This is a genomic window from Serratia sp. DD3, assembly GCF_000496755.2.
In genome coordinates, this window is record NZ_AYKS02000077.1 from 1 (window position 1) to 16,475 (window position 16,475).

Annotated in this window: 7 protein-coding genes and 1 tRNA gene; 5 read left to right on the forward strand and 3 right to left on the reverse strand. The window is 51.7% G+C overall.

The features are described 5' to 3' along the window. Window positions 1-44: 44 nt before the first annotated feature. Complete coding sequence (locus tag IO95_RS14995) at window positions 45-10,259, forward strand: autotransporter outer membrane beta-barrel domain-containing protein (RefSeq protein WP_235186777.1); 10,215 nt, start codon at window positions 45-47, stop codon at window positions 10,257-10,259. 221 nt (window positions 10,260-10,480) lie between these two features. Here the strand turns inward: IO95_RS14995 and IO95_RS15000 are convergent. From IO95_RS15000 to IO95_RS15010, 3 genes are all read right to left on the reverse strand, one after another. Next, window positions 10,481-10,556, reverse strand: a tRNA-Asn gene (locus tag IO95_RS15000). A 101-nt stretch (window positions 10,557-10,657) separates the two neighbouring features. After that, a complete protein-coding gene (gene mtfA / locus IO95_RS15005; RefSeq protein ID WP_023492824.1) occupies window positions 10,658-11,437 on the reverse strand; it encodes a DgsA anti-repressor MtfA in 780 nt (259 codons plus the stop codon). A 438-nt stretch (window positions 11,438-11,875) separates the two neighbouring features. Further along, the gene (locus tag IO95_RS15010) at window positions 11,876-12,100 is read right to left on the reverse strand and encodes a YdcH family protein (protein ID WP_023492823.1); all 225 of its coding nucleotides are present in this window, start codon (window positions 12,098-12,100) and stop codon (window positions 11,876-11,878) included. Between the two features lie 475 nt (window positions 12,101-12,575). Between IO95_RS15010 and IO95_RS15015 the strand changes: the two genes are divergently transcribed. The 4 genes from IO95_RS15015 (at window position 12,576) to IO95_RS15030 (ending at window position 16,411) form a co-directional block, all read left to right on the forward strand. Continuing rightward, entirely contained in the window at window positions 12,576-13,391 is an 816-nt protein-coding gene (locus IO95_RS15015; RefSeq protein WP_023492822.1) for an alpha/beta hydrolase, read from the forward strand. Then, window positions 13,375-13,746 carry a RidA family protein gene (locus tag IO95_RS15020; protein ID WP_023492821.1) on the forward strand — a complete coding sequence of 124 codons (372 nt, stop codon included), beginning with the start codon at window positions 13,375-13,377 and terminating at the stop codon, window positions 13,744-13,746. Before IO95_RS15015 ends, IO95_RS15020 begins: the two co-directional genes overlap by 17 nt. Window positions 13,747-13,809: 63 nt before the next feature. Further along, on the forward strand, window positions 13,810-14,994 hold the full coding sequence (locus IO95_RS15025) for an amino acid aminotransferase (RefSeq protein WP_023492820.1): 1,185 nt from the start codon (window positions 13,810-13,812) through the stop codon (window positions 14,992-14,994). Window positions 14,995-15,007: 13 nt separating this feature from the next. Next, a complete protein-coding gene (locus tag IO95_RS15030) occupies window positions 15,008-16,411 on the forward strand; it encodes an amino acid permease (protein WP_023492819.1) in 1,404 nt (467 codons plus the stop codon). The last annotated feature ends 64 nt before the right edge of the window (window positions 16,412-16,475 follow it).

Below are 16,475 nucleotides of genomic sequence, written 5' to 3' on the forward strand. Positions count from 1 at the left end.
CCCTGACGTTTTATGGTGACCTCCCGGGGGGACGTGCAGATGGCTTGCTCAGCACCGATAATTTTATCGCCACCGGCGGTACAGTAAATATTTTAGGCAATGCAGCGATAGATAACACCCCCGGCAGTAGTTCACTGTTGAACCAAATGACCGGCGACAATGCCATGCAACTGGTGAGTGCGCAAACCGCCAGTGGGGCGGATCAACTGACCTTGCAGATTAATGGTACTAACGTTGGGCAAAATACCTCAGACCAAATTGAACAAAATGGCGTGCATGTTGCCAACGGGATTTATGATTATGGCTTGAGCAACAGCGGGGAGAGTGGCGAGGGGTTGTATATGGATTATACCCTTACCGCCCTGGAGTTGCTGGAAAATGGCACCGATGCACTGGTGATAGCCACCGACGGTTTGCCAGGCTCCAACAACGATTTACTGGTTAACGTGTTTGGCACCGGCGGTCTTGTACTGGACGGCACTTTGGCGCCGTTAACCATCTCCAACAGCACCAACAGTTACAGCGGCAGTACCACTATTGCTGGGGGCACCGTCTTGCTGGGGGCCAGTGGGGCGCTGGGGAGTACCTATTTACTGGCCGTGAACAGCGGCAGTACCTTTAACCTCAATAGCTACAACCAACAGGTGGGAAGCACCATCAATGAGGGCACCGTGCTGTTAGGCAGCGGTGTGCTGACCAGTGGGGCGTTAACCAACAATGGCAGCATTAACCTGGGGACCGGTACCTTGGTGCTCACCGAGGGCGGTACTTCCAGCGCTACCGATGGCTTACTGGGTGATGGCCTGTTGCAGCTACAAGCAGGTACCTTTACCGTCAGTGCCGCCAACAGTGGGTTAACCGCCGATACCCAAATTGACAGCGGCGCGACGCTGGTACTGAACAATACCGGGACCCTGGGCAGCAGTGATGTGAGTGTCGAGGGGAGCCTCAATTTTGCCCGCGATGGCAGCTTTGCCAACCAGTTCAGTGGTGCAGGGACCCTCAATACCCTGGGGGATGTGCAACTCACCGGTGATAACCACTTGTTTATCGGCGCTCAGGTGATTGGTGCCGACAGCCGATTAACCGTCACTGACGCCAATAATCTGGGGGCCGCCAGCGCCACCGTGGATTTGACCACCGACAGCTCGGTGCTGAATTTCAGTGGCGTGACGGAGGATGTGGCTAATGCCCTGACTGGGGTGGTTGATTCCACCGTCAGTATCAGCAATGGGGCCGATATGTCCCTGTCTGCGGATAACAGCAATTTTTACGGTTTGTTTGATCTGGTGGGCGGCAGCACCCTGACGGTGACGCAAGCCCCACAATTGGGCAATGGCTCGGTGGCCATTGCCAGTGGCAGTAATTTGCTGTTTAGCGCCTATGCCAATGGGGTACTGAGCGCCTTGAACAACGCCCTCAGTGGGGCGGGCACCTGGACGCTGGATGCCAGCCATATCAATCTGAGCAATAGTGGTCATGCGCAGGGCTTGAGTGGTGTGGTGGACCTGACTAATGGCTCTAGCCTGACTATTGACGGCAGCACAGTGCTGAACAGTGCCGCCAGGGTGAATGTGGCGGATATCGGCAGTGATTTGAACATCACCACCACCGGGGCGTTTACCTTTAACAATGGGCTGACCGGGTTGGGGGATGTCAATGTTGATACCAACCAGGCGGTATTTAATTTTGGTACCACGGTAGGCAATGTGTTTGCGGGTACGGTGAATTTACAAGATACCCTGTTTGACCTATCCGGTGATAACACCAGCGCGTTAACGCTTGCCACCCTCAACCTGGGTAACGGCAGTAACACTACGGTCGGGGCCAGTGGGGTCATCAGCACAGAAACTGTCGGCGATGTCAGCATTGATGGCGGTAGTTTGACGTTTTATGCCGGTATTCCCGGCCAGCAGGCGGATGCGGTTATCGCTACTGACAGCTTGACTGCCAATGGTGGGGTGGTGAATGTGTTGGGCAATGTTGCCATTGATAACACCCCACCCAATGGTTCACTGCTGAATCAAATTTCGGTCTCCAATGGTATTCAACTGGTGAGTGCCCAGAGCGCTTCGGGGGCCAGTCAGTTAACCTTGCTGATTAATGGGGCGGCGGCAGGGCAAGGGACTTCGAGCCAAATTGACCAGGGGGGCGTCCATGTTGCCAACGGGATTTATGATTATGGCTTGAGCAACAGTGGCCGTCATGGGGCGGGCCTGTATATGAGTTACGCCCTCACCGCCCTTGAGTTGCTGGGTAATGGTGTAGATGCGCTGGTGATTGCTACCGATGGGCTGGCGGGCTCTAACAACAACCTGTCGGTGAATATCTTTGGTACCGGTGACCTGGTGCTGGAGGGTGCCTTTGCACCGTTAACGATTTCCAACAGCACCAACAGCTATAGCGGGACCACCACCATCAGTGCAGGCTCGGTGTTGCTGGGGGCCAGTGGGGCGCTGGGCAGCACCAGTTTGCTGGCAGTGAACAGCGGCAGTAGCTTTAACCTCAATAGCTACAACCAAATGGTGGGGAGTACCACCAATGAAGGCACGGTGCTGTTAGGCGCTGGTGTGCTGACCAGTGGGCTATTCACCAACAACGGCAGCATTAACCTGGGGACCGGCACGCTAGCCCTCACCGCAGGGGGCACCTCCAGCGCGACCGATGGGTTACTGGGTGATGGCCTGTTGCAGCTACAAGCAGGCACCTTTACCGTCAGTGCCGCCAACAGTGGGCTGACCGCTGACACCGACATTGACAGTGGGGCGACGCTGATACTGAACAATACCGGGACCCTGGGCAGCAGTGATGTGAACGTGGACGGTAACCTCAATTTCGCCCGTGATGGCAGTTTTGCCAACCCACTCAGTGGTGCCGGCACCCTCAATACGCTGGCGGATGTGCAACTTACCGGTGATAACAGCCTGTTTACCGGCGCTCAGGTGATTGGCGCAGACAGCCGATTAACCGTCACTGACGCCAATAATCTGGGGGATGCCAGCGCCACGGTGGATTTAACCACCGACAGTTCGGTACTGAATTTCAGTGGCTTGCTCGGAGATATCGCCAATGCGCTGACTGGGGTGGTTGATTCCACCGTCAGTATCAGCAATGGGGCCGAGATGTCCCTGTCCGCCGATAACAGCAATTTTTACGGCGTGTTTGATCTGGTGGATAACAGCACCCTGACGGTGACGCAGGCACCACAATTAGGCAATGGTGTAGTCGCCATCGCCAGTGGCAGTAATCTGCTGTTTAGCAATTATGCCAGCGGGGCACTGAGTACCCTGGATAACGCGCTGAGCGGGGCGGGCATCTGGACGCTGGATGCCAGCCATATCAATCTGAGCAATAGCAGTGATGCACAGGGCTTGAGTGGTGTGGTGGACCTGACTAATGGCTCTAGCCTGACTATTGACGGCAGCACCGTGCTGAACAGTGCCGCCAGGGTGAATGTGGCGGATACCGGCAGTGATTTGAACATCACCACCACCGGGGCGTTGACCTTCAATAATGCGCTGACCGGGTTGGGGGATGTCAATGTCAACACCAACAACAGCGCCTTTAACTTTGGCACGACGGTGGGCAGTGCGTTTGCCGGTACGGTGAATTTACAAAATACCCTGTTTGCACTCTCTGGCGACAATACTCGCGCGTTAACGCTTGCCACCCTCAACCTGGGTAACGGCAGTAACACCACAGTCGGGGCCAGTGGGGTCATCAGCACAGAAACTGTCGGCGATGTCAGCATTGATGGCGGTAGTGTGACGTTTTATGCCGGTATTCCCGGCCAGCAGGCGGATGGGATCATCGCGACTGACAGCTTGACTGCCCATGGCGGGGTGGTGAACGTGTTGGGCAATATTGCCATTGATAACACCCCACCCAATGGTTCACTGCTGAATCAAATTTCGGCCTCCAATGGTATTCAACTGGTGAGTGCTCAGAGCGCTTCGGGGGTCAGTCAGTTAACCTTGCTGATTAATGGGGCGGCGGCAGGGCAAGGGACCTCGAGCCAAATTGACCAGGGCGGTGTCCATGTTGCCAACGGGATTTATGATTATGGCTTGAGCAACAGTGGCCGTTATGGGGCGGGCCTGTATATGAATTACGCCCTCACCGCCCTTGAGTTGCTGGGTAATGGTGTAGATGCGCTGGTGATTGCTACCGATGGGCTGGCGGGCTCTAACAACACCCTGTCGGTGAATATCTTTGGTACCGGTGACTTGGTGCTGGCGGGTGCCCTGGCACCGTTAACGATTTCCAACAGCACCAACAGCTATAGCGGCACCACTACTATCAGCGCAGGCTCGGTATCGCTGGGGGCCAGTGGAGCACTGGGCAGCACCACTTTACTGGCAGTGAACAGTGGCAGTACGTTCAACCTCAACAACTACCAGCAAATTGTGGGAAGTACCACCAATGAGGGCTCGGTGCTGTTAGGCAGTGGCGTACTGACCAGTGGAGCATTAACCAACAATGGTTTGATTGATCTCGGTACCGGCACCTTGACCCTGACCCAGGGGGGGAGTTCCGGCGCTACCGACGGTTTAACCGGTAGTGGATTGCTCAATGTCCAAGCCGGTACCTTCACCGTCAGTGCGGCCAACAGTGGATTAACCGCTGATACCGACATTGACAGTGGGGCGACGCTGATACTGAACAATACCGGGACCCTGGGCAGCAGTGATGTGAACGTGGACGGTAGCCTGACCTTTGCCCGCGATGGCAGCTTTGCCAACCCACTCAGTGGTGCGGGGATTATCAATACGCTGGCGGATGTGCAACTCACCGGTGATAACCACTTGTTTGTCGGTGCTCAGGTGATTGGTGCCGACAGCCGCTTAACCGTGACTGCGGCCAATCACCTGGGGGATGCTGCCGCCACGGTGAATTTAACCACCAACACCTCGGAGTTGGTCTTGAGTAGCCTGTTTGGTGCGGTGGCCAATGCACTGACCGGGGTGAGCGATTCAACGGTGACGGTCACCAATGGGTCGGCGTTGTCGCTGACGGGTGATAACAGCAACTTTAATGGCGGGTATGATCTGATTGGCAACAGCACGGTGACGGTGACACAAGCGCAGAGCCTGGGCAATGGCTCGGTGGCGATTGCCAGTGGCAGTACGTTGCTGTTTAACGGTTATTTCGCGCGCGCGTTAAGCACCTTGGATAATGCCCTCAGTGGTGATGGCCGTTGGACGCTCAATGCGAGTCATATTGATTTGAGCAATAACAGCCTGGCTCAGGACTTTAGCGGTGTGGTGAATATCACCCAGGGCTCCAGCTTGAATATCGACAGCAGCACGGTACTCAACAGTGCGGCCACGGTGAATGTGGCGGATATCAGCAGTGATCTGAACATCGCCACCACGGGGGCGTTTACCTTCAATAATGCGCTGACTGGGCAGGGCGTGGTCAATGTCAATACCAACAACACGGCGTTTGATTTTGGCACCCCGGTGGGCAGTGATTTTACCGGCAAGGTCAGCTTGCAAAACACCCAGTTTGCTCTCGCCGGCACGAATACCGGTACATTAACGCAAGCCACTCTGGACCTGGGCACGGGCAGTCATACCACCGTGGGGCGTGTTGGGGTGAGTAGTACAGAAGCCGTGGGTAATGTCAGTCTCCATGGCGGCAGTCTGGTGTTTTATGCCGGCATTCCCGGTCAGCAGGCGGATGGGGTGATTGCGACCAACAATTTGACTGCCAGTAGCGGTGTGGTCAATGTTCTGGGCAATCTTTCTATTGATAACACCCCGCCGAATGGCTCATTACTGAATCAAATTTCAGCCTCCAATGGCATTCAACTGGTGAGTGCCCAGTCAGCCACCGGGGCGAATAAACTGACCTTGCAAATCAATGGTAGCGAGGTGGGGCAAGAGACCACCTCGCAAATCGACCAGGGCGGGGTGCATGTTGCCAACGGGATTTATGATTATGCGTTGAGTAACCAGGGTCGCAATGGTGCGGGGCTGTATATGAATTACGCTCTCACTGCGCTGGAGTTGCTCGGTAATGGTGCTGATGCGCTGGTGATTGCCACCGATGGGCTGGCGGGCTCTAACAACGACCTGTCGGTGACTATCTTTGGCAGCGGTGACCTGGTGCTGGATGGCAGCCTGGCACCGCTAACCATCTCCAACAGCACCAACAGTTACACCGGTAATACCACCCTCCAGGGCGGCACGGTGGTACTCGGGGGCAATGGGGCGCTGGGCAGTACCCGCTTGCTGACGGTCAACAGCGGCAGTACGTTTGATCTCAACAGTTACAACCAGAATGTGCAGAGTGCTGTCAATAATGGCACGGTACTGCTCGGGGCAAGCCTGCTGACCATCGGGACGTTAACCAACAATGGTATCCTTGATCTCGGTAGCGGTATCTTGATGCTGACCGAGGGGGGAACCTCCAGCGCGACCGGCGGTTTAACCGGTCATGGTGAGTTGCAGGTGCAAGGGGGCACCTTTACCGTCAGTGCCGCTAATAGTGGCTTAACCGGCGATACACAGATTGATAACGGGGCTACGCTGGTGCTGAACAGTGCCGGTACCTTGGGCAGCAGTGAAGTCAATGTGGAGGGTAGCCTGACCTTCGCCCGGGATGGCCGCTTTGCCAATCAGTTAAGTGGCTCCGGTATCATCAACACCCAAGGGGATGTGCAACTTACGGGCATTAACAGCTTCGGCGGTACCCAGAGGATTGCAGCGGATAGCCGCTTAACTGTCGATGCGGCTTACAATCTTGGGGATTCAACGGCGACGGTGGATTTAACCACCAATACCTCGGTGCTGGTATTCAATGGGTTGAGTGGCTTGGTGATGAATGCACTGACCGGGGTAGACGGTTCAACCGTCAGCGTCAGCAATGGCGCTGATATGGCGCTGGCTGGCGATAATAGCAACTTCTATGGGCGGTATGACTTGGTGGGTGACAGCACCCTGACGGTGATATACGCACAGAATCTGGGGCAGGGTTCGGTGGCGATTGCCAGTGGCAGCAACTTGCTGTTTAGCGATTATGCCGGTGGAGCCCCGAGTACGCTGGATAATGTGTTAACCGGGGCGGGCAATTGGGTGCTGAGTGAAAGCCACATTAATCTGGCGGGTAACAGCAATGCTCAGAATTTCAGTGGAATAGTGGATTTGACGAGTGGCTCCAGTCTGAATATTGATGGCAACACGGTGCTGAACAGTGACGCCAGGGTGAATGTGGCTGATAGCAGCAGTGCGTTAGATATCAACACCAGCGGGGCATTCACCTTCAATAATGCCCTGACCGGGATCGGTGATGTCAACGTCAACACCAACAGCGCCGCCTTTAACTTTGGTACTACCGTGGGCAGTGCTTTTGCGGGCACGGTGAATTTACAAAATACCCGGTTTGATTTGTCGGGTGCCAATACCACCACCTTGACTCAGGCGACGCTTGAGCTGGCGGCGGGCAGTAATACCTCGGTGGGGGATGGGGTACAAACCCTCGGTAGTCTGGTGTTCAAGGACGGGGTATTAACCTATGCCAACCTGAGTGAAAACAATGGGGTGGTCACTTCCGAGGGGACCATTATTGCGCAAAATATTGATACGCGCGCTGGCGGTACGGTGAGTGTCAACTTGCCAGAGACACTCTCGCCCAGTATCGAGGGGCTGAACACCCTGGATCTGGACACCGGGGTGATTATTGTCGGGTTGGCGCAAGGGGCCGCCAACGGCACGGGTGATGAGTTGATACTCACGGATGGCAACAATCTCCCCATCGAGACTATTTATCTGCAAGGCATTACCAACCCCAATAACACGACGGTCGCGGGTATGGGGACCTTTATGTATGGCCTCAGTACCGGTATCGAACGGGACGGTTTATATGTCAATTACGGTTTGAAAAAGCTGGAACTGTTAACCAGCGGCAGTGAAGCGCTGGTTTTGCAGGGCACGTTGGTCAATAACGGCACCCCACACAATAATCTTAACGCGAAAATTACCGGCAGCGGTGATTTGGCGATTGATTCCCCTAATGATGGCACCATCGTGACCTTGTCAAGTAGCGCCAATGATTACACCGGTGCGACCTTCGTGCGCTCGGGTATTTTGCAGTTAATGGCCGATTCGGCCTTGGGGAATACCGCTAACCTTGCCATTAGCAGCGGTGCCCGTGTGGATTTGAATGCCCATACCCAAACGGTGGGGGCACTGAATACAGACAGCAACAGTACCTTGGCGCTCAACAATGGCAGCTTGACGGTAAAAGAGGGGGGGCAAGTCAATGGCGTGATGACCGGTGCGGGTAACCTGATATTGGCTGGCGGCACCTTGGCGCTCACCCGTCATAGCCCGGACTATAGCGCAATAACGCATATCCTCTCTGCAGCCAACGCACAGCTGAGCGAAACCGGCGCGTTGGGGCAGAGTGACATTATTATCGATGGTCAACTGACGCTGGATAGCGCCGTGGGTAACCTGGTCAATGTGCTACAAGGGGCCGGTGACGTTGAGCTGACTAACGCAGCAGCGGTGACATTAACCGGCAATAACAGCCAGTATGGCGGTACCTTCTTCACACAAAGCGGCACCACCTTACAAGCCAGTGCGGCGGAGAGCCTGGGGAGTGCTGCGGTGGCTAACGACGGGACGTTGGTGTTAGAGACCGATGGGCTCTGGCAGTTTGTCACGCCCGTCAGTGGTCAGGGTACGGTGGTTAAACAGGGGAGTGGTACGCTACACATTGCCAACGACCAGGTGAGTGCGCAGACCACCGTCATTCAAGCGGGGCGCTTACTGCTCAGCACGACGCCGGCCGTCATCGCGGGGGGACAAGCCAGTGCGATGGCGTTCAGTGGCGCCTCGTCGGCAATTTTAAACAGCCAGGTTCTCATTGAAGCGAATGGCACCTTGGCGGGTGATGGCCAGGTGAACGGTAATGTCACCAACGCCGGTACGATGGCGGTTGGGCGCAGTGCCACCGGGGCGGATTACGCCGCGCTGACCATTAATGGCAACTATATTGGCAATAATGGCAATATCACGTTTGATAGCGTGTTGGGTGATGATGCCTCCCAAACGGACCAACTGGTGATTAGCGGTAACACCGCTGGCGAGAGTACGGTCACCGTCAACAATATTGGCGGCGAAGGGGCTGAAAACAGCAATGGTATTGAAATTATTCGCGTGGGGGGCGTTTCTGCGGGCAACTTTACCTTAAATGGCCGTGCTGTGGCCGGGGCACTTGATTACTTCCTCTATCAAGGGACACCCACGGACCCAGCCAATGGCAACTGGTATTTGCGCTCGAACTATGGTGATTTTGTCAACGATGTCTATCGCCCTGAAGCCGGCAGCTATATGGCCAGCATTGGCACGGCCAATACCTTGTTCAATACGCGCCTGGATGACATCAAACCCTCGGTTGATGATGGGGAACACAGCTTATGGCTGCGCCAGCAAGGCTCCCGCACCAAGTTTAATGATGCATCCGGCCAGCTTTCCAATAGCAGTAATAACTATGTGGTACAACTGGGGGGCGAGGTGTTTAACGGGCAAATCACCGGTGAAGATGCGCTCGCCGTGGGTGTGATGGCGGGTTATGGGCTGAGTAATGGCAGTTCAGACTCACGGATCAGCGATTACCGTTCTGACAACCGGTTAGACGGTTACTCCCTGGGGGTGTATGGCACCTGGTATCAATATGCCAATCAACGCCATAGCCCTTATGTGCATGGCTGGTTGCAGTACGCCTGGTTCAACGGGTCAACCGAAGGGCAGTCGGAGAGTCAGCAGGATTACCGCCTGCGCGGCGCCAGTGCCTCGGTGGAGGTGGGCTACCCCGTGCAGATTTATCAACGTGGTGATAACACCGGTTATATGACGCCGCAAGCGCAGTTAACCCTTAATGGCGTCAAAATGAAGGATTTTACTGATAGCAAAGGCACCCAGATACAACAAAGTGGTCATCATAATCTGCAAACTCGCGTCGGTGTGAAGTTCGCCAATGATATGCAGATGGCGGGGGATAAAACGGGCAAGACGGTATTCACCACCTATGCGGCGGTTAATTACATTGGCAATAGCCAGATGTCCGGTGTTTCCATGAATGGCACCACCCTGCAACAGGCGGGTAACCGCCATCTGGTCGAAGTGCAAGTGGGGGCTGAAGGCAAGTTAAATAAAGACCTCACCGTTTGGGGTAACTTGACCAATCAAATTGGTGAGCAGGGTTATGACAATAAAGCGGTGATGGTCGGGGTGAAATACGCCTTCTAACAGACTGTTGTTATTGAGAGAATGTGATTGGGATAATGTGATCCAGAAAATCAGGGGCGAGGTGACTCGCCCTTGTTTTATCACCAGCACTACAGAGACGGCAGGGTAGGCTCCCAAGGCGAGTTTCCGCTTTTCCATCATGGTGGTATTTGAGGTGTCGATGGTCACCAAACCTAAATGCAAAAATCCCGCTTAGTTGCCTAAGCGGGATTTTCTAAATTTGGCTCCTCTGACTGGACTCGAACCAGTGACATACGGATTAACAGTCCGCCGTTCTACCGACTGAACTACAGAGGAATCGTGTGAACGGGGCGCATCATATCCAGCGGCCATCATTGTGTCAATGCTAAATTGTTCTTGATGATCTGACTGCTCATCATCTGAACAAACTCAGCGGTCTAGGGTTCATCGTTAGCGCCCCAATGCTGCAAACGGCTCAAAGGGTCTTGCTGATAGAAGCGCTTGAAATGGCCATATAATGTAGGGAAACGGTTTACCAGCAGTTCCGGAGCACTAAAGAAGTATTCAGAAAGCACAGCAAAGCATTCTGCGGGATCACTGGCCGCATAAGGGTCCATACTGGCGGCTTCTTCACCTACCATATCGATTTCGTCTTGCAGGTTTTCCATCACAGTGTGCAGGTCATGTTCCCAGGCGGCAACATCACGTAAAGGAATGAAGGGGATACCTGTCGCGTTGCCGCCGTTACGCATGTCTAATTTATGTGCGGCTTCATGAATAACCAGGTTGAAACCGGAAAGGTCAAAAGAGTCTTGCACATCTTGCCAATTTAACACGATCGGGCCTTGTTCCCAGCTTTGGCCCGCTTGAACGATGGGCCCAGAGTGGACTAATCCAATATCATCTTGCCACTCATCCTCGACCACAAATGGGAAAGGATAAAGCAGGATTTCATTGAAACCATCCAGGTAATCTGCACCCAGTTCCATCACTGGCAAGGCAAATAGCAGAGCAATCCGAGCCTGCATTAATGGCGTCAATTCCAACCCTTGTAACGGTAGGATGCGCTTGTTTTGCAGCAGTTGGCTGGCGACAGCGACCAAACGCCGTTGCTCTTGCTCATTTAAAGGAGCAAGTAGGGGGATATCCAGGGCCTCCTGCCATTGGGCAAAGGTTTCTGCCTGTATTGAATTTGCTTTCCACGGCCATTTAATCATTATGCTGCTCATCAAGGTCACTTGAGTATCAGGCAGTGACTTAGGTGGTGAAGATACGGCAAAAATTCGCTACCCAGCTTCATTCAAGTTGTAGGACAAAGCATATGGTACCGGGGAGTAGGGGGGACTTACCGTACCGCTCTTGGCGTTGGAAGCCCCGATGCTACCTGTAAGCGCGAAGTGTTAAACCTAAATGCTAAACCTAAATGCTAAACCTAAATGTTAAATCGATAGAAGTAGACCAACAAGCCTACTTCTAACCGACGTCGACTTCGGCCTTTAGGGCCTTTTACCTCATACTGCCGGTAACGATGATGCTTACAACTTGATTTCACGTGAGTAACTACCCAAGCCGATTCAAATTTCTTAAATGTCGGTGATCATTTGAATCAACCTGGGTATCGATGGTGCCCCTTACCAAGGTGAGGATCAGCGGGTTTATTTGCTGAGGGCATCCGCCGTTTTGAGAATTTTGTGAAGTTCATCCTTGATATGCAGTTTTTCCTTTTTTAAACGCACGACTTCTTCAGAGTATCCGGAACCCGATGGCCCTTCTAATCTGGAAATTTCATGATCCAGCTGATTGTGTTTTTCAAATAATGACTGAAAGCGAGGATGGTTTGATTTGAGCTGCGATATTAAGTCACGGTATTCTGGAAACATACTCAGGCTCCTTTGAGTCAACGGTAGGTTGGAAGTTTACTCACTTCTACATTAACTCACCGTGGCTACTTTGAAAATGCCCCCTTTCAGTAACGGAATATTATGCTGTTAAAAATAAAATAACCGAGATCATATCGTGGTTTTTGCACTTATGTCTAATAAGTAGACCAAAAAAATGACCGTTATTTAGAGCAATGGTGAGGTGAACATCACTAGCCTCGGAAAATAAATAAGGCAGGTGGTAATTGTTACTCGCTACCAGTTTGTACCTTTAGAGGGTAATTGGCATAAACGGGGTAGAAATCATCGTATGTTTCATTGATGAAACGCTAAATAGTTTTACTAGTGAAACATCTCATGGCAATGATCAAAACTATATCCTCGGTCACGTATTACCCAGCTTTGTTTGTTGACAATTATTTAACCAACCGTTAATAGTTGTATTACATCTTAAATAATAAACAAAGTTTAACATATGAAACTTTTAATGGGCAGTTATGATAACGGTTCTACGGTGAGTGACGAAAAAGCGATTTTATTATCATTCCAGTCGCAAAGTCGGGCTATTTACCAACAGGAACGTCATGAGAGAAATATTGCTTATGGGGATAGCGCGCGGGAAGTTTTTGACTGGTTTTATTCACCAAATGAGTATCAAGGCACATTGATATTTATTCATGGTGGCTATTGGCAATGGTGTGATAAAGAGGATTTTGCTTTTATTGCCAAAAATCCGTTGGCATCAGGTTTCGATGTGGCATTGGTCGAGTATGGTTTAGCACCATCGACCACATTAATGGGCATTAGCCAACAAATTGGAATGGCATTGGATGCCATTGAACAACGGATAAAACAGCGTGACGAGAAACCGGTTTACCTGGTTGGACACTCTGCGGGTGGTCATTTAGCGGCATTATGGCAGCATCACTCCTGTGTTCAGGCTGTTTTTCCCATCAGTGGTATTTTTGAATTACAACCATTAATAGCCAGTGAGGTAAACCGGAACTTACAATTGACTCGTCAGCAGATAGAAGAGTTGAGCCCAGCCCGTCATATTCCGTTAACCGCTAAGCCAATATGTTTGTTTTATGGGGCAGAGGAACTGCCAGAGTTAATCGGTCAGTCACGTTATTATTATTCTATGCTGCAGAATAAGGGAGGGCCAGTGAGTCTGTGTTCAGTTCCAGGTGCCAACCATTTCAGTGTGTTGGAAATATTATTTTCTGCAGAGAGTGCGTTATACCGCCAATGGCTTGCTTATGGAGAGACCACTGATGAGAAATATCATTGAAACAGGCTTACCGGATATTGGGCAACCATTTTCCTGGGCAACATCCGGCGGCGGGATGCTATTTACCGCTCATGGTCCGGTAAAAATGGATGGCTCGATTGACACCGGGGATCCAGAAAAACAGATCCGGCTGACGTTTGATAATCTTGCCACTACGCTAAAGGCAGCTAAAAGCCATAGTGATAATGTCCTGCAGGTTATTGTTTATCTGACGGATATCAAATACGTAAAATTACTTGATTCAATATATAAAAATTATTTTGATGCTCCTTATCCCAATCGATCAACGGTTATCGTGGATAAATTAGTCGTTCCAGGGATGATAATAGAAATCACAGTGAGTGCTATTGCTTAATTGTTTTATTAAAAAAAATCTACTCTCCCGCAAATTCATTGAAAAATGAAGGAAGGAAATACCATGCTGAAAAATATTAAACCCTCAATGCCTGACCCTATTATGTCGCTGATGGAAGCCTATCAACAGGATGCTCATCCCAATAAAGTCAATCTGGGAATTGGCCTTTATTATGATCATCAAGGGAATATTCCTTTGATGCAGGCGGTACATATTGCAGAGCAGCGTTTGCTGGAACAACAGCGCCCACATGCCTATCCCCCCATTGAGGGCAGCGCGTTATTTGCCAACCAGATTCAGACCTTACTCTTTGGTGAGCCAATCCCGCGCATTGCCACGATACAAAGTATCGGGGGGTCCGGCGCGTTAAAGCTAGGGGCTGATTTTATTTATCACTATTTATCGCGTCGTGAAATATGGTTACCTGACCCCACCTGGGCCAATCATCAGGCGATATTTGAAGGCGCAGGGCTGCAGGTGAATAGCTACCCTTACTTTGATGATCTTTCCGGTCAACTGCGGTTTGAGGCGATGCTTGATACCTTGTCTTCATTGCCAGAAGGGTCGGTGGTGTTGCTACACCCCTGTTGTCATAATCCTACGGGAACTGACCTTGACCCATCGCAGTGGCGAACACTGATTCATCGGTTGCAACAGCGTCGTTTGTTACCTTTCTTTGATATTGCTTATCAAGGGTTTGGTGATGGATTGGAAGAGGACTGTTTTGCCTTGCGCGAAATACTGAAAACCGACCTGGGTTTTTTGGTCAGCAATTCTTTCTCCAAAAACATGGCGCTGTATGGCCAGCGGGTAGGGGGATTATCAGTCTGTTGTGACAGCGTGGAAAGCGCAGGGCGGGTAAAAGGCGCGTTAAAAACATTAGTGCGCCGTAGTTACTCTTGCCCGCCGACCCATGGTAGCCAGGTGGTGGAGACGCTGTTGAGTGATCCCCAATTGCACCAGTTATGGGAAAGCGAGTTGACCAGCATGCGCCAACGGATCAAACAGATGCGTATCACCCTGGCCGCTGGGTTGGAACAAGGGGGCTCAACCCTGGATTATGCACGTATCAGCCATCAAAAAGGGATGTTCAGCTATACCGGGCTGAATGAGCAACAAGTGAATCAGTTACGGCAGCAATATTCTATCTATTTAGTCTCACCTGGCCGAATGTGCCTGCCCGGTCTCAATCTGCAGAATGTTGATTATGTGGCCCAAGCCATCCTTGATGTGACCTGTCCCAAGTGAAAGGGGAGTAATCATGAAAGAGAAAGCCGGTTTTAATGAGATAGCGCAACGGCAAGGCGGCTTGCAGAAGCATTTAACCGCCGGGCAAATGACGATGTTGGCGATTGGCGGGGCGATCGGTACTGGCCTGTTTCTCGGTAGTGCTTATGCTATCCAGATGGCGGGGCCAAGCGTGCTGCTCAGTTATTTTATTGGTGGCGTCATTGCACTTCTGTTAATGGGATGTTTGGCGGAGATGACGGCTGAACATCCTACCTCCGGTTCGTTTGGTGATTATGCTGAGTATTATCTGAGCCCACTGTTTGGTTTTTTGGTGCGTTATTCATATTGGTCTTGCGTGGTGCTGGCGGTGGGCACCGAAGTGACGGCGATCGGCGTGTATATGCAATTTTGGTTTCCAGATACGCCCACTTGGCCTTGGGTGCTGTTGTTCTCGGCAGCGGTGATCCTTATCAACATTATCGGGGTTAAATCATTTGGTCAGGTGGAATATGCCCTTTCAACCATCAAGGTGGTGGCGATATCGGCATTTATTGTAATTGGGATCGGTATCTTGATGGTTTCTTCTAATCCTACTTTTGGCATTCGTAACTTTACGGATAACGGTGGGTTTTTCCCTTTCGGGGTAAAAGGAATGTGGTTTGCCGTTATTGTATCGATCTTTAGTTACTTAAGTATTGAGATGATCGCGGTGGCGGCCGGCGAGGCAAAAAACCCGGTCACCGCAGTGAAAACCGCATTTAAAGGGACCATTCTACGGCTGTTTATTTTTTACATGATGTCGATTGCCCTGATGCTGGCCATTGTGCCCTGGCGGCAATCCGGTACTGGTGAAAGCCCATTTCTGGTGGCGATGAATGTGATCCAATTGCCTGCTGCTGCGGGGATCTTTAACTTTGTGGTGTTGGTTGCCGCGCTGTCGGCGATGAATAGCCAGTTATATATCACTACACGTATGATGTTCTCACTTTCTCGCGCCGGGCAAGCACCTGCTGTTCTGGGTCGCATCAGCAAACGCGGGATCCCGGTCAATGCATTGGCAATATCCTGTATTGGCATTGTGGTTTCCATCATATTGAGTTTTGTTTATCCACAACAATCCTTTGCCGTGATGATGTCTATCTCGGTATATGGGGCTTGTTTTACTTGGTTGATGATTTTTGTTACTCATCTGTTTTTCCGCCGCCAGCATACTCAGACGCAGCTTAAGTTCCGCATGTGGGGCTACCCCTATTTTACGTTATTGGGGGGGACATTGATGTTCGCGTTAATGGTGACAACACTGTTTACCGACTTTTTTAAAATGACGCTGTTGTTTGGTATTCCATTTACGTTGTTGCTGGTGCTGATTTATTACTATCGTCGTCAGACCCTGACAGCGGGTAGTGACAATGTATCAGTACAGAATATGGAATGATGGGTGATCGAGCTTCTGCTCCCCTTTGCAGTTCTATCGGGGATAGTAGGGGGTTCTGTGTGTC